Origin of the sequence: Vibrio sp. S9_S30, from assembly GCF_014694455.1 — a bacterium.
Lineage (GTDB): Bacteria > Pseudomonadota > Gammaproteobacteria > Enterobacterales > Vibrionaceae > Vibrio.
Genome location: NZ_JAAUWT010000007.1, coordinates 81916 through 99371, shown reverse-complemented (window position 1 = coordinate 99371; position 17456 = coordinate 81916). Strand labels below are relative to the sequence as shown.

32 protein-coding genes are annotated in these 17456 nt (G+C 45.7%); 29 read left to right on the top strand and 3 right to left on the bottom strand.

The window, feature by feature from the left end; all coding sequences use genetic code 11:
• The first annotated feature begins 299 nt into the window (after positions 1-299).
• The 28 genes from rpsJ (at position 300) to rplQ (ending at position 13963) form a co-directional block, all read left to right on the top strand.
• The gene (gene rpsJ / locus HC752_RS10340; RefSeq protein ID WP_001181007.1) at positions 300-611 is read left to right on the top strand and encodes a 30S ribosomal protein S10; all 312 of its coding nucleotides are present in this window, start codon (positions 300-302) and stop codon (positions 609-611) included.
• 14 nt (positions 612-625) lie between these two features.
• Positions 626-1255, top strand: a complete 630-nt coding sequence (gene rplC / locus HC752_RS10335) for a 50S ribosomal protein L3 (RefSeq protein ID WP_190335054.1) — start codon at positions 626-628, stop codon at positions 1253-1255.
• Between the two features lie 16 nt (positions 1256-1271).
• Positions 1272-1874, top strand: coding sequence for a 50S ribosomal protein L4 (gene rplD / locus HC752_RS10330; protein WP_190335053.1), 603 nt, complete (start codon positions 1272-1274; stop codon positions 1872-1874).
• Positions 1871-2173, top strand: a complete 303-nt coding sequence (rplW, locus tag HC752_RS10325; protein ID WP_038175168.1) for a 50S ribosomal protein L23 — start codon at positions 1871-1873, stop codon at positions 2171-2173. Before rplD ends, rplW begins: the two co-directional genes overlap by 4 nt.
• 16 nt (positions 2174-2189) lie before the next feature.
• On the top strand, positions 2190-3014 hold the full coding sequence (gene rplB, locus HC752_RS10320; protein WP_190335052.1) for a 50S ribosomal protein L2: 825 nt from the start codon (positions 2190-2192) through the stop codon (positions 3012-3014).
• Between the two features lie 20 nt (positions 3015-3034).
• Positions 3035-3313, top strand: coding sequence for a 30S ribosomal protein S19 (gene rpsS / locus HC752_RS10315; RefSeq protein WP_004736729.1), 279 nt, complete (start codon positions 3035-3037; stop codon positions 3311-3313).
• A gap of 10 nt (positions 3314-3323) precedes the next feature.
• Complete coding sequence (gene rplV / locus HC752_RS10310; protein WP_004398468.1) at positions 3324-3656, top strand: 50S ribosomal protein L22; 333 nt, start codon at positions 3324-3326, stop codon at positions 3654-3656.
• Between the two features lie 19 nt (positions 3657-3675).
• The gene (gene rpsC / locus HC752_RS10305) at positions 3676-4374 is read left to right on the top strand and encodes a 30S ribosomal protein S3 (RefSeq protein WP_190335051.1); all 699 of its coding nucleotides are present in this window, start codon (positions 3676-3678) and stop codon (positions 4372-4374) included.
• Positions 4375-4385: 11 nt separating this feature from the next.
• Positions 4386-4796 (top strand): 50S ribosomal protein L16, encoded by a 411-nt coding sequence (gene rplP, locus HC752_RS10300; protein ID WP_190335050.1) that lies wholly within the window; start codon positions 4386-4388, stop codon positions 4794-4796.
• Complete coding sequence (gene rpmC / locus HC752_RS10295) at positions 4796-4987, top strand: 50S ribosomal protein L29 (protein WP_004410456.1); 192 nt, start codon at positions 4796-4798, stop codon at positions 4985-4987. The genes rplP and rpmC overlap by 1 nt, the downstream gene beginning before the upstream one ends.
• A complete protein-coding gene (gene rpsQ / locus HC752_RS10290) occupies positions 4987-5241 on the top strand; it encodes a 30S ribosomal protein S17 (RefSeq protein ID WP_190335049.1) in 255 nt (84 codons plus the stop codon). Before rpmC ends, rpsQ begins: the two co-directional genes overlap by 1 nt.
• A 158-nt stretch (positions 5242-5399) precedes the next feature.
• Positions 5400-5771 (top strand): 50S ribosomal protein L14, encoded by a 372-nt coding sequence (rplN, locus tag HC752_RS10285; RefSeq protein ID WP_004398463.1) that lies wholly within the window; start codon positions 5400-5402, stop codon positions 5769-5771.
• Positions 5772-5784: 13 nt separating this feature from the next.
• A complete protein-coding gene (rplX, locus tag HC752_RS10280) occupies positions 5785-6102 on the top strand; it encodes a 50S ribosomal protein L24 (RefSeq protein ID WP_190335048.1) in 318 nt (105 codons plus the stop codon).
• A gap of 24 nt (positions 6103-6126) precedes the next feature.
• Complete coding sequence (gene rplE / locus HC752_RS10275) at positions 6127-6666, top strand: 50S ribosomal protein L5 (RefSeq protein ID WP_004398461.1); 540 nt, start codon at positions 6127-6129, stop codon at positions 6664-6666.
• 17 nt (positions 6667-6683) lie between these two features.
• On the top strand, positions 6684-6989 hold the full coding sequence (gene rpsN / locus HC752_RS10270) for a 30S ribosomal protein S14 (protein ID WP_101111180.1): 306 nt from the start codon (positions 6684-6686) through the stop codon (positions 6987-6989).
• A 29-nt stretch (positions 6990-7018) separates the two neighbouring features.
• Positions 7019-7411, top strand: a complete 393-nt coding sequence (rpsH, locus tag HC752_RS10265; RefSeq protein WP_190335047.1) for a 30S ribosomal protein S8 — start codon at positions 7019-7021, stop codon at positions 7409-7411.
• An 11-nt stretch (positions 7412-7422) separates the two neighbouring features.
• Positions 7423-7956, top strand: coding sequence for a 50S ribosomal protein L6 (gene rplF / locus HC752_RS10260; protein WP_190335046.1), 534 nt, complete (start codon positions 7423-7425; stop codon positions 7954-7956).
• 9 nt (positions 7957-7965) lie between these two features.
• On the top strand, positions 7966-8319 hold the full coding sequence (gene rplR, locus HC752_RS10255; protein WP_101111177.1) for a 50S ribosomal protein L18: 354 nt from the start codon (positions 7966-7968) through the stop codon (positions 8317-8319).
• A 14-nt stretch (positions 8320-8333) separates the two neighbouring features.
• Complete coding sequence (rpsE, locus tag HC752_RS10250; protein ID WP_101111176.1) at positions 8334-8834, top strand: 30S ribosomal protein S5; 501 nt, start codon at positions 8334-8336, stop codon at positions 8832-8834.
• Between the two features lie 7 nt (positions 8835-8841).
• Positions 8842-9018 (top strand): 50S ribosomal protein L30, encoded by a 177-nt coding sequence (gene rpmD, locus HC752_RS10245; protein WP_101111175.1) that lies wholly within the window; start codon positions 8842-8844, stop codon positions 9016-9018.
• 5 nt (positions 9019-9023) lie between these two features.
• Entirely contained in the window at positions 9024-9458 is a 435-nt protein-coding gene (gene rplO, locus HC752_RS10240) for a 50S ribosomal protein L15 (protein ID WP_101111174.1), read from the top strand.
• A gap of 21 nt (positions 9459-9479) precedes the next feature.
• Positions 9480-10820: a preprotein translocase subunit SecY gene (secY, locus tag HC752_RS10235; RefSeq protein ID WP_004398453.1), complete on the top strand. Its 1341-nt coding sequence runs from the start codon at positions 9480-9482 to the stop codon at positions 10818-10820.
• 38 nt (positions 10821-10858) lie between these two features.
• Positions 10859-10972, top strand: a complete 114-nt coding sequence (gene rpmJ / locus HC752_RS10230) for a 50S ribosomal protein L36 (protein WP_000868186.1) — start codon at positions 10859-10861, stop codon at positions 10970-10972.
• Between the two features lie 149 nt (positions 10973-11121).
• Complete coding sequence (gene rpsM, locus HC752_RS10225) at positions 11122-11478, top strand: 30S ribosomal protein S13 (protein WP_101111172.1); 357 nt, start codon at positions 11122-11124, stop codon at positions 11476-11478.
• Positions 11479-11495: 17 nt separating this feature from the next.
• Entirely contained in the window at positions 11496-11885 is a 390-nt protein-coding gene (gene rpsK / locus HC752_RS10220; protein WP_101111171.1) for a 30S ribosomal protein S11, read from the top strand.
• A 27-nt stretch (positions 11886-11912) separates the two neighbouring features.
• Positions 11913-12533, top strand: coding sequence for a 30S ribosomal protein S4 (gene rpsD / locus HC752_RS10215; RefSeq protein ID WP_101111170.1), 621 nt, complete (start codon positions 11913-11915; stop codon positions 12531-12533).
• A gap of 24 nt (positions 12534-12557) precedes the next feature.
• Positions 12558-13550, top strand: coding sequence for a DNA-directed RNA polymerase subunit alpha (locus HC752_RS10210; protein WP_101111169.1), 993 nt, complete (start codon positions 12558-12560; stop codon positions 13548-13550).
• A gap of 26 nt (positions 13551-13576) precedes the next feature.
• Positions 13577-13963 (top strand): 50S ribosomal protein L17, encoded by a 387-nt coding sequence (gene rplQ / locus HC752_RS10205; RefSeq protein WP_004398447.1) that lies wholly within the window; start codon positions 13577-13579, stop codon positions 13961-13963.
• A gap of 65 nt (positions 13964-14028) precedes the next feature.
• Here rplQ and HC752_RS10200 read toward each other — a convergent pair whose 3' ends face one another.
• From HC752_RS10200 to HC752_RS10190, 3 genes are all read right to left on the bottom strand, one after another.
• Entirely contained in the window at positions 14029-15297 is a 1269-nt protein-coding gene (locus tag HC752_RS10200) for an O-acetylhomoserine aminocarboxypropyltransferase/cysteine synthase family protein (RefSeq protein WP_190335045.1), read from the bottom strand.
• A 120-nt stretch (positions 15298-15417) separates the two neighbouring features.
• Positions 15418-15912 carry a DUF2780 domain-containing protein gene (locus HC752_RS10195; protein ID WP_190335044.1) on the bottom strand — a complete coding sequence of 165 codons (495 nt, stop codon included), beginning with the start codon at positions 15910-15912 and terminating at the stop codon, positions 15418-15420.
• Between the two features lie 158 nt (positions 15913-16070).
• Complete coding sequence (locus tag HC752_RS10190) at positions 16071-16691, bottom strand: FKBP-type peptidyl-prolyl cis-trans isomerase (protein WP_190335043.1); 621 nt, start codon at positions 16689-16691, stop codon at positions 16071-16073.
• 173 nt (positions 16692-16864) lie between these two features.
• Here HC752_RS10190 and HC752_RS10185 point away from each other — a divergent pair, with 173 nt between their 5' ends.
• Positions 16865-17431, top strand: a complete 567-nt coding sequence (locus HC752_RS10185; protein WP_190335042.1) for a LysM-like peptidoglycan-binding domain-containing protein — start codon at positions 16865-16867, stop codon at positions 17429-17431.
• Positions 17432-17456 lie beyond the last annotated feature (25 nt).

Genomic DNA, 17456 nt, shown 5'->3' with positions numbered 1-17456 from the left:
ATCCATCGTCTATTGCATACCAAGGTGTGATCTGTATAATACCGCGCACTGGCTAAGCCAGTTGTGAACCAATGAGCAATGAGGAGTAAGCGTTCCGCTTAGTAATGTAAACTCAGCTTATGTTCGCAGTTAATACAATTGACTCTTCTACTTAGTAGCTAAAGTTAATCGAAAATTAGCTGACAATGTATCCGATTTGGATACTACGGTTTCACATAAATCAATCGACATTCTCTCGCTTTAGTGAGTATGAGTGGCGATATTGTTTGTGTAATTTATTATTATTGGAGCTCTGTCTCATGCAGAACCAACGTATTCGTATCCGCCTCAAAGCTTTCGATTACAAACTGATCGACGCTTCTACTGCGGAAATCGTTGAAACAGCAAAGCGTACTGGCGCACAGGTTCGTGGTCCTATTCCACTGCCTACTCGTAAAGAGCGTTTCACTGTTCTTATCTCTCCACACGTCAACAAAGATGCGCGTGATCAGTACGAAATCCGTACTCACAAGCGTCTAATCGACATCGTTGAGCCAACAGACAAAACTGTTGATGCTCTGATGCGCCTAGATCTAGCTGCTGGCGTTGACGTACAAATCAGCCTAGGTTAAGGGAGATTAGAATAATGATTGGTCTAGTCGGACGTAAAGTGGGTATGACCCGCGTATTTACCGAAGAAGGCGTTTCTATCCCAGTAACCGTTGTTGAGGTTGAAGCGAACCGTATTTCTCAAGTGAAAACTGTTGAGTCTGATGGCTACGCTGCAATTCAGGTAACTACTGGTACAAAGAAAGCTAACCGTGTTGTTAAAGCTGAAGCTGGTCACTTTGCGAAAGCAGGTGTGGAAGCTGGTCGCGGTCTTTGGGAATTCCGTTTAGAAAACGGTGAAGAGTTTGAAGTTGGCTCAGAGCTAAGCGTAGAACTTTTCAACGAAGTTAAAAAAGTAGACGTTACTGGTACATCTAAAGGTAAGGGTTTCCAAGGTGCTATTAAGCGCTGGAACTTCCGCACTCAAGATATGACTCACGGTAACTCATTGTCTCACCGTGCACCGGGTTCAATTGGCCAATGTCAAACTCCAGGTCGTGTGTTTAAAGGCAAGAAAATGGCAGGTCACATGGGTGCTGAGCGTGTAACGACTCAAAACCTAGAGATCGTACGTGTTGACGCTGAGCGCAATCTGCTTCTTATTAAAGGTGCAGTACCAGGCGCAACTGGCGGTAACGTGATCGTAAAACCAGCTGTTAAAGCATAACGTCTAGGAGTAAGTAATGGAATTGATAGTTAAAGGTGCTGATGCACTAACTGTTTCCGAGACTACTTTCGGACGTGACTTCAACGAAGCTCTTGTACACCAAGTAGTTGTTGCGTATGCAGCAGGTGCTCGTCAAGGTACTCGTGCTCAAAAGACTCGTTCTGAAGTATCTGGCGGTGGTGCTAAACCATGGCGCCAAAAAGGTACTGGCCGTGCACGTGCTGGTACAATCCGTAGCCCAATCTGGCGTTCAGGTGGTGTTACTTTTGCTGCGAAACCTCAGGATCACAGCCAAAAAGTAAACAAAAAAATGTACCGTGGTGCTATGAAGAGCATTCTTTCTGAGTTGGTTCGTCAAGAGCGTCTAATCGTTGTTGATAATTTCTCAGTTGAAGCGCCAAAAACTAAAGAGCTAGTAGCTAAGCTGAAAGAGCTTGAGCTTAACGATGTTCTTATCGTCACTGGCGAAGTAGATGAGAATCTATTCTTAGCTGCTCGTAACCTATACAAAGTTGATGCACGTGACGTGGCTGGTATTGATCCAGTAAGTCTAGTTGCTTTCGACAAGGTTCTGATGACTGCAGAAGCAGTTAAGCAAGTTGAGGAGATGCTAGCATGATCACTGAAGAGCGTATCCTAAAAGTTCTACGTGCTCCGCACATCTCTGAAAAAGCAACTATGGCTGCTGAGAAAGCGAACACTATCGTTTTCAAAGTGGCACAAGATGCTACTAAGAAAGAGATCAAAGCTGCTGTAGAAAAGCTTTTTGAAGTTGAAGTTAAGTCTGTAAATACTCTTATTACTAAGGGTAAGACCAAACGTCAAGGTCTACGCCAAGGTCGCCGCAGCGACGTTAAAAAAGCGTACGTTACTTTGAAAGAAGGTCAAGATCTTGACTTTGTTGGCGGCGCGGAATAACAGGAGTAGTTGAAAAATGGCTATTGTTAAATGTAAGCCGACTTCCCCTGGTCGTCGTCATGTTGTTAAAGTTGTTAACGCTGACCTACACAAGGGCAAGCCATACGCACCTCTTCTAGAGAAAAACTCTAAGAATGGCGGTCGTAATAACAACGGTCGTATTACAGTACGTCACATCGGTGGTGGTCATAAGCACCATTACCGTGTCATTGATTTCAAACGTACTAAAGACGGTATCCCAGCGAAAGTTGAACGTCTAGAATACGATCCAAACCGTAGCGCAAACATCGCTCTAGTTCTGTACGCAGATGGTGAGCGTCGTTACATCATTGCACCAAAAGGTGTTCAAGCAGGTGATAAGATCCAATCTGGTGTAGATGCGCCAATCAAGGCAGGTAACACGCTGCCGATGCGCAACATTCCAGTAGGCTCTACTGTACACTGTGTAGAACTTAAGCCTGGTAAAGGTGCTCAGCTAGCTCGTTCGGCTGGTGCTTACGCTCAAATCGTTGCTCGCGACGGTGCGTACGTAACTATCCGTTTACGTTCTGGCGAAATGCGCAAAGTGTTATCTGAAGGCCGTGCAACAATCGGTGAGGTTGGTAACTCTGAGCATATGCTACGTGAACTTGGTAAAGCTGGTGCTTCACGCTGGCGCGGCGTACGTCCAACCGTACGTGGTGTAGTAATGAACCCAGTAGATCACCCACATGGTGGTGGTGAAGGCCGTACTTCTGGTGGTCGTCATCCGGTATCTCCATGGGGTATGCCTACTAAAGGCTTCAAGACTCGTAAGAACAAACGCACTGACAAGTACATTGTACGTCGTCGTAATAAGTAATCTATATAAGAGGATAAGCCATGCCACGTTCTCTCAAGAAAGGTCCATTTATTGACCTACACTTGCTGAAGAAGGTAGAGAAAGCGGTGGAAAGCGGAGACAAAAAGCCTATTAAGACTTGGTCCCGTCGCTCAATGATCATTCCTACAATGATCGGTTTGACCATCGCTGTCCATAATGGTCGTCAGCACGTTCCAGTATTTGTAACTGAAGAAATGATCGGTCACAAACTGGGCGAATTCGCACCTACTCGTACTTACCGTGGCCACGCTGCGGATAAGAAAGCTAAGAAGAAATAAGGAGTAAATGATGGAAGCTATTGCTAAACATAACTTTGCTCGTATTTCTCCTCAGAAAGCACGCTTAGTTGCTGATCAAATCCGCGGTAAATCTGTGGATCAGGCTCTTGAACTACTAACTTTCAGCAACAAAAAAGCTGCAGAGTTAATCAAAAAAGTTCTTGAATCAGCAATCGCGAATGCAGAGCACAACGAAGGTGCAGACATCGACGATCTGAATGTCGCTAAAATCTTCGTAGATGAAGGCCCAACCATGAAGCGTATTATGCCTCGTGCAAAAGGTCGTGCGGATCGTATCTTGAAGCGTTCAAGCCACATCACTGTTGTTGTAGCAGATCGCTAAGAGACTAGGAGAGTAAGCAATGGGTCAGAAAGTACATCCAAATGGTATTCGTCTTGGCATCGTTAAGCCTTGGAATGCTACATGGTTTGCTAATACCAAAGATTTCGCTGACAACCTAGACGGCGACTTCAAGGTACGTCAGTTCCTAATGAAGGAACTTTCGAAAGCGTCTCTATCACGCATCGTTATCGAACGCCCTGCGAAGAGCATCCGTGTGACTATTCACACCGCTCGCCCAGGTGTTGTTATTGGTAAGAAAGGTGAAGACGTAGAGAAACTACGCGCAGCTGTAGCAAAAATTGCAGGTGTACCAGCGCAAATTAATATCGCTGAAGTACGTAAGCCTGAGCTAGACGCTCAACTTGTGGGTGACAGCATCGCGTCTCAACTAGAGCGTCGCGTTATGTTCCGTCGTGCGATGAAGCGCGCGGTACAGAATGCTATGCGTCTAGGCGCTAAAGGTATCAAAGTAGAAGTAAGTGGTCGTCTAGGCGGCGCTGAAATTGCACGTTCAGAGTGGTACCGTGAAGGTCGCGTACCTCTACACACTCTACGTGCTGACATTGATTACGCAACTTCTTCGGCTCACACCCAGTACGGTGTAATCGGCATTAAAGTTTGGATTTTCAAAGGTGAGATCCTAGGCGGTATGCCAGCAGCTAATGCTGTAGAGCCAAAGGCTGATAAGCCTAAGAAGCAGCGTAAAGGCCGTAAGTAAGGAGTCGACTGATGCTACAACCTAAACGTACTAAGTTCCGTAAGGTTCAGACTGGTCGCAACCGTGGTCTAGCTAAAGGTACTGAAGTAAGCTTCGGCGAATTCGGTCTAAAAGCTGTAGGCCGTGGTCGTATCACTGCTCGTCAGATTGAAGCGGCTCGTCGTGCTATGACACGTCACATTAAACGTCAAGGTCAAATCTGGATTCGTATTTTTCCAGATAAACCTATCACAGAAAAACCGCTTGAAGTTCGTCAGGGTAAGGGTAAAGGTAACGTTGAGTACTGGGTAGCCCAAGTCCAACCTGGAAAGGTAATGTACGAAATGAATGGCGTACCTGAAGAGTTGGCACGTGAAGCGTTCCGCCTTGCGGCGCGTAAACTGCCTGTAAAAACTACATTTGTAACTAAGCAGGTGATGTGATGAAAGCACAAGATCTACGCGAGAAAAGCGTCGAGGAGCTTAACGCTGAGCTATTGAATTTGTTACGCGAACAGTTCAACTTGCGCATGCAAGCTGCAACTGGTCAGTTACAGCAAACTCATACTCTGAAAGCTGTGCGCCGTGATATCGCACGCGTGAAAACTGTTTTGACTGAGAAGGCAGGCGCATAATGAGCGACAAAATTCGTACTCAACAGGGTCGTGTAGTACGCGACAAGATGGACAAGTCTATCGTTGTTGTTATCGAGCGTATGGTGAAACACCCAATTTACGGCAAGTTCGTAAAACGCACGACTAAACTGCACGCACACGATGAAAACAACGAGTGTAGCCTAGGCGATACCGTTGAAATTCGTGAGTGTCGCCCACTGTCTAAGAAAAAATCTTGGATTTTGGTGAAAATTGTAGAAAAAGCGAAGTTTTAATTTCGTTTTGATACGATGAAAAGCGGCTCCAATTATTTTTGGAGCCGCTTATTTTTTGGCTACCCAAGTACATAAAAGGGTGGTACAATTCGCAGCCCTTATAAAGAGGCAGCCCGACCCGTGAAGGGTCTAGTTTTAATATTTAGCGGAGCACTAAAATGATCCAAATGCAAAGTACACTCGACGCTGCGGATAACTCCGGCGCTCGTAGAGTAATGTGTATTAAGGTTCTGGGTGGCTCTCACCGCCGTTATGCACATATCGGAGATATCATCAAAGTTACTGTTAAGGAAGCAATTCCTCGCGGTAAAGTTAAAAAAGGTGATGTCCTGAAAGCGGTGGTAGTGCGCACTCGAAAAGGCGTACGTCGCCCAGATGGTTCTGTCATTCGCTTCGACCGTAATGCTTGTGTATTGTTGAATGACACTACTGAGCAACCAGTCGGCACACGTATCTTTGGTCCAGTGACTCGTGAACTTCGTAATGCGAAATTCATGAAGATTGTTTCACTGGCTCCAGAAGTTCTGTAAGGAGCGGCACAAAATGGCAGCTAAAATCCGTCGTAACGACGAAGTAATCGTTCTTGCTGGTAAAGATAAAGGCAAGCGCGGTAAAGTAACTAAGGTTCTTGAAACTGGTAAAGTTATCGTTGAAGGTATCAACCTTGTTAAGAAGCACCAAAAGCCTGTACCGGCTCTTGGTCAACAAGGTGGCATCGTTGAACAAGAAGCAGCAATTGATGCTTCTAACGTTGCAATCTTCAATGCGGCTACTGGTAATGCGGACCGTATCGGTTTCCGTTTTGAAGAAGGTAAAAAAGTGCGTTTCTTCAAATCAAACGGCGAAACTGTTTCTAACTAATAGAAAGTAATTTGGAGTTCTACTATGGCGAAACTGCATGATTACTACAAGTCGTCTGTAGTTGCTGAGCTTACCAAAGAGTTCGGCTACTCAAGCGTCATGCAAGTCCCTAGGATTGAAAAAATCACCCTAAACATGGGCGTTGGTGAAGCAATCAACGATAAGAAACTGCTAGAAAACGCAGCAGCTGATATGGCAACGATCTCTGGTCAAAAGCCACTTATCACTAAAGCGCGTAAGTCTGTTGCAGGTTTCAAAATTCGTGAAGGCTACCCAATTGGTTGTAAAGTAACCTTACGTGGCGAACGTATGTGGGATTTCTTCGAGCGTTTAATCTCGATTGCACTTCCACGTGTACGTGATTTCCGTGGTGTTAGCGCGAAGTCTTTTGACGGTCGTGGTAACTACAGCATGGGCGTTCGCGAGCAAATCATCTTCCCGGAAATCGACTACGATAAAGTCGATCGTGTACGCGGTCTTGATATTACTATCACGACGTCTGCAAGCTCCGATGAGGAAGGCCGTGCTCTGCTGGCTGCCTTTAACTTCCCATTCCGTAAGTAAGGTGAAGGGTTACTGTTATGGCTAAACAATCAATGAAAGCGCGCGAAACTAAACGTGCGAAGCTAGTAGCTAAGTTCGCTGAGAAGCGTTCAGCGCTTAAAGCTATCATTAGCGATGTTAACGCATCTGAAGAAGATCGTTGGAATGCAGTTTTGAAACTGCAATCTCTTCCACGTGATTCAAGTGCATCACGTCAGCGCAACCGTTGCAACCAAACTGGTCGTCCACACGGTTACCTACGTAAATTCGGTCTAAGCCGCATTAAGGTTCGTGAAGCTTGCATGAAAGGCGAGATTCCGGGTCTTCGTAAGGCTAGCTGGTAATTGCCACTTAATCATTTGGAGTAAAATCTATGAGCATGCAAGATCCGATTTCGGATATGCTGACCCGCATTCGTAACGGTCAGGCAGCAAACAAAGTTGCTGTTAAAATGCCTTCTTCAAAGCTTAAAGTTGCAATTGCTGCACTTCTTAAAGCTGAAGGTTACATCGTAGACTTCGCTGTTGACGGCGAAGCAAAACCAGAGCTAGAAGTTACTCTTAAGTACTTCCAAGCTAAACCAGTAATCGAGCAAATCCAACGTGTTTCACGTCCAGGTCTGCGTGTCTATAAAAACAAAGACTCGCTACCTACTGTGATGGGCGGTTTGGGTGTTGCTGTAGTGTCCACTTCCAAGGGTCTGATGTCTGACCGCGCTGCTCGTAAAGCAGGTCTTGGTGGTGAAATCATCTGCTACGTAGCGTAAAGGAGTAGACTATGTCTCGTGTTGCTAAAGCACCTGTCGCTATTCCAGCTGGCGTAGAGGTGAAACTAAACGGCCAAGAACTTAGTGTTAAAGGTCCTAAAGGCGAATTGTCTCGTGTATTCAATGACGCAGTTGTACTTTCTGAAGAAGAAAGCCAGCTCACTTTCGGTCCACGCGAAGGTGCAGCTAATGCATGGGCACAAGCTGGTACAGCTCGTGCACTTGCAAACAACATGGTTGTTGGTGTTACTGAAGGCTTTACCAAGAAGCTAACTCTTAAGGGTGTTGGTTACCGTGCTGCTATCAAAGGCAACTCAGTAAGCCTTACTCTAGGCTTCTCTCACCCAGTTGAGCACGAAGTGCCAGCGGGTATTAAAGCTGAATGTCCAAGCCAAACTGAAATTGTACTAACGGGTGCTGATAAGCAACTTGTTGGTCAGGTTGCGGCTGACATTCGTTCTTACCGTGAGCCTGAGCCTTATAAAGGTAAAGGTGTTCGTTACGCAGATGAAAATGTGCGTACTAAAGAAGCTAAGAAGAAGTAAGGTAACACTATGGATAAGAAAGCATCTCGCATCCGTCGTGCTACACGTGCACGTCGTAAGATTGCAGAACTTCGCGCGACTCGCCTAGTTGTACACCGCACTCCTCGTCACGTGTATGCACAGGTTATTGCATCAAACGGCTCTGAGGTTATCGCTGCCGCTTCTACTGTAGAAAAGGCGATCCGTGAGCAAGTTAAGAATACTGGTAACGTTGACGCTGCTAAAGCTGTAGGTAAAGCTATTGCTGAGCGCGCTATCGAAAAAGGCATCTCCGATGTTGCTTTCGACCGTTCTGGTTTCCAATACCACGGTCGAGTAGCGGCGCTAGCAGATTCTGCTCGCGAAGCTGGTCTGAAATTCTAAGGTAGGGTTGGAAGATGGCTAAAGAACAACAACAAGCTACAGATTTGCACGAAAAGCTAATTGCTGTTAACCGTGTTTCTAAAACGGTTAAAGGTGGTCGAATCTTTAGTTTTACTGCACTAACTGTTGTTGGTGACGGTAATGGTCGCGTTGGTTTCGGTTACGGCAAAGCTCGTGAAGTACCAGCCGCGATTCAAAAAGCAATGGAAAAAGCACGCCGTAACATGGTTACTGTCGCGCTTAACGACGGAACTCTTCACCACGCGGTGAAAGGTCGTCACACTGGCTCAAAAGTTTACATGCAGCCAGCTGCAGAAGGTACGGGTATCATCGCCGGTGGTGCGATGCGTGCAGTACTTGAAGTTGTAGGTGTTCATAACGTACTTGCTAAAGCATACGGTTCTACGAACCCTATCAACATCGTTCGCGCGACGATCGATGGTCTGAGTGGCATGAAGTCTCCTGAGATGGTTGCTGCTAAGCGTGGTCTAACTGTTGAATCTATTTCGGAGTAAGAACACCATGGCAACTATTAAAGTAACTCAAACTAAAAGCTCAATCGGCCGCCTACCAAAGCACAAAGCGTCTTTGCGTGGTTTAGGTCTTCGTCGTATCAACCACACTGTAGAACTTGAAGATACTCCGTGCGTACGCGGTATGATCAACAAGGTTTACTACATGGTTAAAGTTGAGGAGTAATCAGAATGCGTTTGAATACTCTATCACCGGCTGCAGGTTCTAAGCCTTCTAAGAAGCGTTTAGGTCGCGGTATCGGTTCAGGCCTTGGTAAAACAGGTGGCCGTGGTCATAAAGGTCAAAAATCACGTTCTGGCGGCAGTGTTCGTCCAGGTTTCGAAGGCGGTCAAATGCCTCTGAAACAACGTCTACCAAAATTTGGTTTCACTTCTCGTAAGAGCTTAGTGACTTCTGAAGTTCGTTTAGGTGAACTAGCGAAGGTAGATGGTGACGTAGTTGATCTAAACAGCTTGAAAGCAGCTAATGTCATCACTAAGAACATCGAATTTGTAAAAGTTGTTCTTTCTGGTGAAATCAGCAAAGCTGTGACTGTTAAAGGTCTACGCGTAACTAAAGGTGCTAAAGCTGCAATCGAAGCTGCAGGCGGTAAAATCGAGGATTAATACTCGAGGGACGAGGTACAGATGGCTAAAAAACCAGGACAAGATTTTCGTAGTGCTCAAAGCGGCTTAGCTGAACTAAAGTCGCGCTTATTATTCGTATTAGGTGCACTTTTAGTATTCAGAGCAGGCTCTTTTGTGCCGATCCCTGGTATTGACGCAGCTGTACTTGCCGATTTGTTCGAACAGCAAAAGGGTACCATCGTAGAAATGTTTAACATGTTCTCCGGTGGTGCACTTGAGCGTGCTTCTATATTAGCGTTGGGCATCATGCCGTATATTTCGGCATCGATTGTTGTCCAATTGCTAACTGTAGTTCATCCTGCGTTAGCTGAACTCAAGAAAGAGGGTGAAGCTGGCCGTCGTAAGATAAGCCAATATACGCGTTACGGCACGCTTGTACTTGCTACATTCCAAGCTATTGGTATTGCAACAGCTTTGCCAAGCATGGTCACAGGTCAATTGGTCGTTATCGATCAAACCATGTTTACTGTTATTGCAACCATCAGTCTAGTAACTGGTACCATGTTCTTAATGTGGTTAGGTGAACAGATTACAGAGCGAGGAATTGGTAACGGTATCTCATTGATTATCTTTGCAGGTATCGTCGCTGGATTGCCATCGGCAATCGGTCAAACAATAGAGCAAGCGCGTCAAGGTGAACTGAACGTACTTCTTCTGTTGCTAATTGCTGTATTAGCGTTTGCAGTGATTTACTTCGTTGTTTTCATGGAGCGTGGTCAACGTCGAATTGTCGTTAACTATGCAAAACGTCAACAAGGGCGTAAAGTTTTTGCAGCGCAAAGTACTCACTTGCCTCTTAAAATCAATATGGCAGGTGTGATACCAGCAATTTTTGCGTCTAGTATTATTTTGTTCCCAGGAACATTAGCACAGTGGTTTGGTAATACAGGTGGTGAGGACAGCGCATTCAGTTGGTTAACTGATGTGTCATTGGCCCTTAGCCCTGGACAACCTCTGTATGTAATGCTTTATGCAGCAGCAATTATTTTCTTCTGTTTCTTTTACACAGCGTTGGTGTTCAACCCTCGCGAAACAGCGGATAATTTGAAGAAGTCTGGAGCGTTCGTACCCGGTATCCGCCCAGGCGAGCAGACAGCTAAGTACATTGATAAAGTAATGACGCGTTTAACCTTAGCGGGTGCGCTTTACATTACCTTTATCTGTCTGATTCCCGAGTTCATGATGATCGCTTGGAACGTACGTTTCTATTTTGGCGGTACATCACTACTTATCGTAGTTGTTGTAATCATGGACTTTATGGCACAGGTACAGACTCATCTGATGTCACAACAGTATGATTCTGTGTTAAAAAAAGCAAATCTGAAAGGCTACGGTCGTTAATTCGACAGTAGAATCAGATTTCATTACGGAGTTTAGCAATGAAAGTTCGTGCTTCCGTTAAAAAAATCTGCCGTAACTGTAAAGTAATCAAGCGTAACGGTGTCGTTCGTGTGATTTGCAGTGAGCCTAAGCACAAGCAGCGCCAAGGCTAATTTAAGCAGAAATTTTTACTTGAAATATAAGGTAGTGTCGAGTATATTCCTCGGCCTACCTTTTGCGTGCAAAAGAAGTAGTATCCCGCAGCGTATCCTCGACGGGCTTTGCTGCGGATAATTTCTTATATAAGTACTAGGAGTGAATAGTGGCCCGTATAGCAGGCATTAACATTCCTGATCAGAAGCATGCTGTGATTGCATTAACTGCAATTTACGGCATCGGTAAAACTCGTGCTCAAGCTATTCTAGCTGACGTGAGTATTGCTGAGAATGTGAAGATCAGTGAACTAACTGAAGAGCAGATTGATCAACTGCGTGATGGTGTAGCTAAGTACACTGTAGAAGGTGATCTACGTCGTGAAGTCTCCATGAACATCAAGCGTCTTATGGACCTTGGTTGTTACCGTGGTCTTCGTCATCGTCGCAGTCTACCACTACGTGGACAGCGTACTAAAACCAACGCTCGCACCCGTAAGGGTCCGCGCAAGCCGATCAAAAAATAATCGGAAGGTAGAGTACAATGGCAAAACAACCAACTCGCGCTCGTAAGCGCGTACGCAAGCAAGTAGCAGATGGCGTAGCGCACATCCATGCTTCTTTCAATAACACAATCGTAACCATCACTGACCGTCAAGGTAATGCTCTTGCTTGGGCAACTGCTGGCGGTTCTGGTTTCCGCGGTTCTCGTAAATCTACACCGTTCGCTGCACAGGTTGCTGCTGAGCGTTGTGGTGAAATGGCCAAAGAATATGGCTTAAAGAACCTAGAAGTTATGGTTAAGGGCCCAGGTCCTGGTCGTGAGTCTACTATCCGCGCTCTAAACGCTGCGGGTTTCCGTATCACAAACATTGTTGATGCGACTCCGATCCCTCATAACGGTTGTCGTCCACCTAAGAAACGTCGCGTATAACGTTTCTAGGAAAGTTGGAGAAGAATCATGGCAAGATATTTGGGTCCTAAGCTGAAGCTTAGCCGTCGCGAAGGCACTGACTTATTCCTTAAGTCTGGTGTTCGTGCGATTGATACCAAGTGTAAAATCGATAACGCACCAGGTGTACACGGCGCTCGTCGCGGTCGTCTATCTGAATATGGCGTTCAGCTTCGTGAGAAGCAAAAAGTTCGTCGTATGTATGGCGTTCTAGAAAAACAATTCCGTAACTACTACAAAGAAGCTGCACGTCTTAAAGGCAACACGGGTGAGAACCTACTTCAGCTTCTTGAAGGTCGTCTTGATAACGTAGTTTACCGCATGGGCTTTGGTGCAACTCGCGCAGAAGCACGTCAGCTGGTTAGCCATAAAGCTATCCTAGTAAACGGTAAAGTTGTAAACGTTCCTTCATTCAAAGTTGCGGCGAACGACGTTGTATCTATTCGTGAGAAAGCTAAACAGCAATCTCGCATTAAAGCAGCTATTGAAGTTGCTGAACAACGCGAAAAACCAACTTGGATTGAAGTAGATGGCGGCAAGATGGAAGGTACGTTCAAGCGTTTGCCTGAGCGTTCAGATCTGTCAGCTGACATCAACGAACACCTGATCGTCGAGCTTTACTCTAAGTAAGGTTTAAAATAAAGAGAGGACACAATGCAGGGTTCTGTAACAGAATTTCTTAAGCCACGTCTTGTTGACATTGAACAAGTTAGCACGACACACGCAAAAGTAACTCTTGAGCCATTAGAGCGTGGCTTTGGTCATACTCTAGGTAATGCGCTTCGTCGCATTCTTCTATCTTCTATGCCAGGTTGCGCAGTAACTGAGGTTGAGATAGAAGGCGTTCTTCACGAGTACAGCACCAAAGAAGGTGTACAAGAAGATATCCTTGAGATCCTTCTTAACCTGAAAGGTCTTGCTGTTAAAGTGGCAGAAGGCAAAGATGAAGTGTTTATTACACTGAACAAATCAGGCTCGGGCCCTGTTGTTGCAGGTGACATCACCCATGATGGTGATGTAGAGATCGCTAACCCAGAGCACGTTATTTGTCATCTAACTGATGATAATGCTGAAATCGCTATGCGTATTAAGGTAGAACGTGGTCGTGGTTATGTTCCAGCATCGTCTCGAATCCATACTGAAGAAGATGAGCGTCCAATCGGTCGTCTGCTTGTTGACGCCACATACAGCCCTGTAGACAAAATTGCCTACACTGTAGAAGCGGCACGTGTTGAGCAGCGTACTGACTTGGATAAGCTTGTTATCGATATGGAAACGAACGGTACTCTTGATCCAGAAGAAGCAATTCGTCGTTCTGCAACAATCCTTGCTGAGCAACTTGATGCCTTCGTAGATCTTCGCGACATTCGTGTTCCTGAAGAGAAGGAAGAGAAGCCGGAGTTCGATCCGATCCTACTGCGTCCTGTAGACGATCTTGAACTAACAGTTCGCTCTGCTAACTGTTTGAAAGCAGAAGCGATTCACTACATCGGTGATCTTGTACAGCGTACTGAGGTTGAGCTACTTAAAACGCCTAACCTTGGTAAGAAGTCTCTTACTGAGATTAAAGACGTGCTTGCTTCACGTGGACTGTCTCTAGGCATGCGCCTAGAAAACTGGCCACCAGCGTCGATCGCTGAAGATTAATCGATAATAGTTAGAAGGATTAGGTCATGCGCCATCGTAAGAGTGGTCGTCAACTCAACCGCAACAGCAGTCATCGCAAGGCGATGTTCAGCAACATGGCTAGCTCTCTAGTACGTCATGAAGTTATCAAGACTACTTTGCCAAAAGCAAAAGAGCTGCGTCGCGTCGTTGAGCCTTTGATTACACTAGCTAAGACTGACAGCGTTGCTAACCGTCGTCTGGCATTTGCTCGCACTCGTGATAACGAAGTTGTGGCAAAACTATTTAACGAACTAGGTCCACGTTTCGCTGCTCGTCAGGGCGGTTACACTCGTATCCTAAAAGCTGGCTTCCGTGCTGGCGACAAAGCTCCAATGGCTTACATTGAGCTTGTTGATCGCCCAGAAGTTGCTGAAGAAGCAGCTGCTGAGTAATCAGTTCGTGTAGAACATAAAAGCCGAGCGAAATGCTCGGCTTTTTTGTACCCCAAAGCGAAGTCTTAGGCTTTTAGCGCTTGTTCTAAATCCGCAATAATATCCTCTATGTGTTCAATGCCCACTGATAACCGAATCATTTCAGGGACAACACCTGCATTGGCTTGCTCCTCAATACTCATTTGTCTATGAGTTGTTGAAGCTGGGTGACAGGCTAGCGATTTAGCATCGCCAATATTGACAAGTCTCTTAAAAAGATTCAGTGCATCGTAGAAACGCACGCCCGCATCGTAGCCATCTTTCAAACCAAACGACAAGATAGCAGAAGGTTTTCCTCCCATGTATTTTTGAGCCAGACCATGGTGAAGGGAACTTTCCAATCCTGCATAGCTAACCCAACTGACTTTCTCGTGCTGTACTAGATACTTGGCTACCTTCAATGCGTTATCACAATGTCTCTCCATTCTAAGGGAAAGGGTTTCCAAGCCTTGCATTAGCATAAATGCGTTCATTGGAGATAAGGCTGCCCCCGTATTACGTAGCGGGACGGTTCTTGCTCTGCCGATGAAAGCGGCCTCACCAAAGGCTTCTGTGTACACGACACCATGGTAAGAAGGCTCGGGTTGGTTAAATACGGGAAATCTGTCTTTGTGTTGCCCCCAGGGGAACTTACCAGAGTCAATGATAACGCCTCCGAGTGTTGTACCATGACCGCCTACGTATTTCGTTAACGAGTGAACAACAATGTCAGCGCCAAATTGAATGGGCTTGCATAGAACGGGTGTCGCGACGGTATTATCAACAATAACGGGTACACCTTTTGCGTGTGCTAAGGTTGAAATACTTTCAATATCGACGATGTTACCTGCTGGGTTCCCTATGGATTCGCAATAAACTGCTTTGGTATTTTCGTCGATCAGTTCAGCTAAGCTTTCAGGTTTATCATCCTTCGCGAATTTCACCTCAATGCCTTGCTGTGGCAGCATGTGAGCAAACAAAGTATAGGTGCCACCATAGAGTTGAGGTGTGGACACTATATTATCTCCACTCTGTGCCAATGTTAGAACGGCGTAATTAATCGCCGCGCTGCCCGCACTGACAACCAACCCCGCAAGTCCACCTTCTAAAGCCGCCATTCTCTGTTCTAATACGTCATTGGTTGGATTCATAATGCGCGTATAGATATTGCCGGGGACTTCTAAATTGAAGAGATCAGCACCATGCTGTGCGTTGTCGAATTCATAAGCAACGGTTTGATATATGGGGGTTGCGACAGCTTTGGTGGTGGGATCCGTTTGATAGCCGTGGTGAATTGACAGGGTTTCGTCTTTCATAATACCTACTCTTCCATGATTAAAAGTTCAGAGTGGCATATTTTTTAGGTTGTTAAAGAGAGGGTGGTCAAAAACCACCCAATTATTGATTTTTGTGTTACCGGTGAGCCGAACAACCCATTATTGCCAAATGCTCTCAAGCGAGTTTAGAAGACCTGTGGAGGCATTCTGTGTGCCTAAGTATTTCAGAATAATCGGTGCAAACTGTGTCACCATTGATGGGTCCAATCCCAGTTTGCTGAAGATATCAGAGACAGCACCAAAGTTACTCGTTAGCCCTGAAAGTCCAGGGATTGATCCTGTTAGTGAACTCAGACCTGGAATAGCAGAAGCGAGTTCCGTTGTTTGTGAGGCTCCTAAAGAATTGGAAGCGAGTGCTAAGAGCGCACCTGCGCCGCCTGTTGCTTGCGTTGGTGATACATCTAGTTGGGAGCTGAGCATCTTGACTAAATCGGAATCTGCTTGTGTGTCTACTTGGCTTGAGAACGCATCACTGGCAAGTGTGCCAAGGTTTATTGCGGGTTTTTCTTCTGAGGAACCAAAGCCGAATAACGCGTAGCTTGGAGAGACAAACAACAGCGCAGATAATGTGAAGATCGTTGTTTTAATTTTCATAATTCATTCCTTTATAGGGGGCACATTTCTAATCCTAGTCGGATTGTCCGTTTCGAGTGGAAAGGCGTGCCGAGAATACAAAACGGGAATCAGCAGTTTACTTTAAGACATGAAAAAAGCGGTGCTAGGCACCGCTTCATTTTTGAGACAATGCAAAATTACAGGATAGCCAGTAGTTCTACTTCGAATACTAGAGCGGCATAAGGAGGGATGGATGCACCAGCACCACGCTCGCCATATGCAAGATCTTGAGGAATGTACAGCTTCCACTTAGAACCGACAGGCATTAATTGAAGCGCTTCAACCCAGCCTTTGATCACGCCAGTTACTGGGAACTCCGCTGGTTGACCTCGTGATACCGAGCTGTCGAATACCGTACCATCAGTCAATTCACCGTGGTAGTGCACACGAACAGACTTGTCTGAACTTGGGACTTCGCCAGTACCTTCCGTGATCACTTCGTATTGAAGACCAGACTCAAGAACGGTTACTTCAGAGCGAAGAGCGTTATCTTTCAAGAAAGCTTCGCCGTCGGCTGCTGCTGCTTTTGCGGCTTCTGCACGAGCAGCTTCTGCGCGTGTGTGAAGCTCTTGAAGGGCGTTGTTGATTTCATCAACTTCAATCTCAGGTACGCCGCTCGTCAATGCAGTTGCGATGCCTTTTGCTATCGCGTCGACATTTAAACCTTCAAGGCCGCTACCCGCCAATTGTTGACCCATTTGCAGACCAATTCCGTAACTCGCTTTTTGCTCTACGGTTTCTAATTTGATTTCAGACATCTTGTCTCTCTATTGTGTGAATTTGTGCAGCAAAAGGATAGCAGTTCTACTGGCGTGAAGAAACGGCAAATGCCAATATACGTCAAGTTACTGTTAACTTATGTAACGGTCCATTTTGTTTAGGAACCGTGTTCGTAGATAATAGAAATTCAGTCCGTTAAGGTATAAGCATTATGAATCGGAGAGTGGCTAGAACTCGCCAGCCAAAATTATTCGATCAACTAAAAAGTAAGTTCGAAGATGTTGATGTACACGCAATAGCTTCAAAGGTAAAGCATTGTTGGGCGCGCTTGCCCAAGCTTCATCAAAGAGGCATTGTTGGATTGTCTGTCGCGGTTATTATTCTTTCTATCTGGCCAGCCCCCAGCGAACCTGTGCAGGATGAGAGAGAACCGGAAAGTGTGCGTAAACCTTTGGCCATCAAGTCGACAGGTTTGAGCGAACAACTTTCATCCAGTGGTCAACAAGCGCCCCATACAGAAGCTTGGAAAGAGTACATTGTTCAGTCTGGAGATACACTTACTCAAGTGTTTCGATCTAACGAGCTACCTATAGCCGATCTCAATGCATTGGTTAAGATTGAGGGTATCGATAAACCATTAAGCAAGATACGCGAAGGGCAGCTAATTCGATTTAAGCTGAATGATGATGGTCAGTTGGACATATTGCAACTTGAGCAGAAATCGGCATCTGTGATGTTTTTTCGGCTTTCCGATGGCGGGTTTGGTCGGAGTAAATAGTGACCCAAAAAGCGACTTCAGCTTA

Coding starts and splice junctions, on each gene's coding strand:
- rpmD (WP_101111175.1), top strand. CDS start 8,842: ATGGCAACTATTAAAGTAACTCAAACTAAAAGCTCAATCGGCCGCCTA.
- rplD (WP_190335053.1), top strand. CDS start 1,272: ATGGAATTGATAGTTAAAGGTGCTGATGCACTAACTGTTTCCGAGACT.
- rplQ (WP_004398447.1), top strand. CDS start 13,577: ATGCGCCATCGTAAGAGTGGTCGTCAACTCAACCGCAACAGCAGTCAT.
- rpsJ (WP_001181007.1), top strand. CDS start 300: ATGCAGAACCAACGTATTCGTATCCGCCTCAAAGCTTTCGATTACAAA.
- rpsE (WP_101111176.1), top strand. CDS start 8,334: ATGGCTAAAGAACAACAACAAGCTACAGATTTGCACGAAAAGCTAATT.
- rplX (WP_190335048.1), top strand. CDS start 5,785: ATGGCAGCTAAAATCCGTCGTAACGACGAAGTAATCGTTCTTGCTGGT.
- rpmJ (WP_000868186.1), top strand. CDS start 10,859: ATGAAAGTTCGTGCTTCCGTTAAAAAAATCTGCCGTAACTGTAAAGTA.
- rpsS (WP_004736729.1), top strand. CDS start 3,035: ATGCCACGTTCTCTCAAGAAAGGTCCATTTATTGACCTACACTTGCTG.
- rpmC (WP_004410456.1), top strand. CDS start 4,796: ATGAAAGCACAAGATCTACGCGAGAAAAGCGTCGAGGAGCTTAACGCT.
- rpsN (WP_101111180.1), top strand. CDS start 6,684: ATGGCTAAACAATCAATGAAAGCGCGCGAAACTAAACGTGCGAAGCTA.
- rpsD (WP_101111170.1), top strand. CDS start 11,913: ATGGCAAGATATTTGGGTCCTAAGCTGAAGCTTAGCCGTCGCGAAGGC.
- rpsH (WP_190335047.1), top strand. CDS start 7,019: ATGAGCATGCAAGATCCGATTTCGGATATGCTGACCCGCATTCGTAAC.
- rplB (WP_190335052.1), top strand. CDS start 2,190: ATGGCTATTGTTAAATGTAAGCCGACTTCCCCTGGTCGTCGTCATGTT.
- HC752_RS10200 (WP_190335045.1), bottom strand. CDS start 15,297: ATGAAAGACGAAACCCTGTCAATTCACCACGGCTATCAAACGGATCCC.
- rplF (WP_190335046.1), top strand. CDS start 7,423: ATGTCTCGTGTTGCTAAAGCACCTGTCGCTATTCCAGCTGGCGTAGAG.
- rpsK (WP_101111171.1), top strand. CDS start 11,496: ATGGCAAAACAACCAACTCGCGCTCGTAAGCGCGTACGCAAGCAAGTA.
- rplP (WP_190335050.1), top strand. CDS start 4,386: ATGCTACAACCTAAACGTACTAAGTTCCGTAAGGTTCAGACTGGTCGC.
- rpsQ (WP_190335049.1), top strand. CDS start 4,987: ATGAGCGACAAAATTCGTACTCAACAGGGTCGTGTAGTACGCGACAAG.
- rplC (WP_190335054.1), top strand. CDS start 626: ATGATTGGTCTAGTCGGACGTAAAGTGGGTATGACCCGCGTATTTACC.
- HC752_RS10210 (WP_101111169.1), top strand. CDS start 12,558: ATGCAGGGTTCTGTAACAGAATTTCTTAAGCCACGTCTTGTTGACATT.
- rplV (WP_004398468.1), top strand. CDS start 3,324: ATGGAAGCTATTGCTAAACATAACTTTGCTCGTATTTCTCCTCAGAAA.
- HC752_RS10185 (WP_190335042.1), top strand. CDS start 16,865: ATGAATCGGAGAGTGGCTAGAACTCGCCAGCCAAAATTATTCGATCAA.
- rplN (WP_004398463.1), top strand. CDS start 5,400: ATGATCCAAATGCAAAGTACACTCGACGCTGCGGATAACTCCGGCGCT.
- rplW (WP_038175168.1), top strand. CDS start 1,871: ATGATCACTGAAGAGCGTATCCTAAAAGTTCTACGTGCTCCGCACATC.
- HC752_RS10195 (WP_190335044.1), bottom strand. CDS start 15,912: ATGAAAATTAAAACAACGATCTTCACATTATCTGCGCTGTTGTTTGTC.
- rplE (WP_004398461.1), top strand. CDS start 6,127: ATGGCGAAACTGCATGATTACTACAAGTCGTCTGTAGTTGCTGAGCTT.
- rplO (WP_101111174.1), top strand. CDS start 9,024: ATGCGTTTGAATACTCTATCACCGGCTGCAGGTTCTAAGCCTTCTAAG.
- HC752_RS10190 (WP_190335043.1), bottom strand. CDS start 16,691: ATGTCTGAAATCAAATTAGAAACCGTAGAGCAAAAAGCGAGTTACGGA.
- rpsC (WP_190335051.1), top strand. CDS start 3,676: ATGGGTCAGAAAGTACATCCAAATGGTATTCGTCTTGGCATCGTTAAG.
- secY (WP_004398453.1), top strand. CDS start 9,480: ATGGCTAAAAAACCAGGACAAGATTTTCGTAGTGCTCAAAGCGGCTTA.
- rplR (WP_101111177.1), top strand. CDS start 7,966: ATGGATAAGAAAGCATCTCGCATCCGTCGTGCTACACGTGCACGTCGT.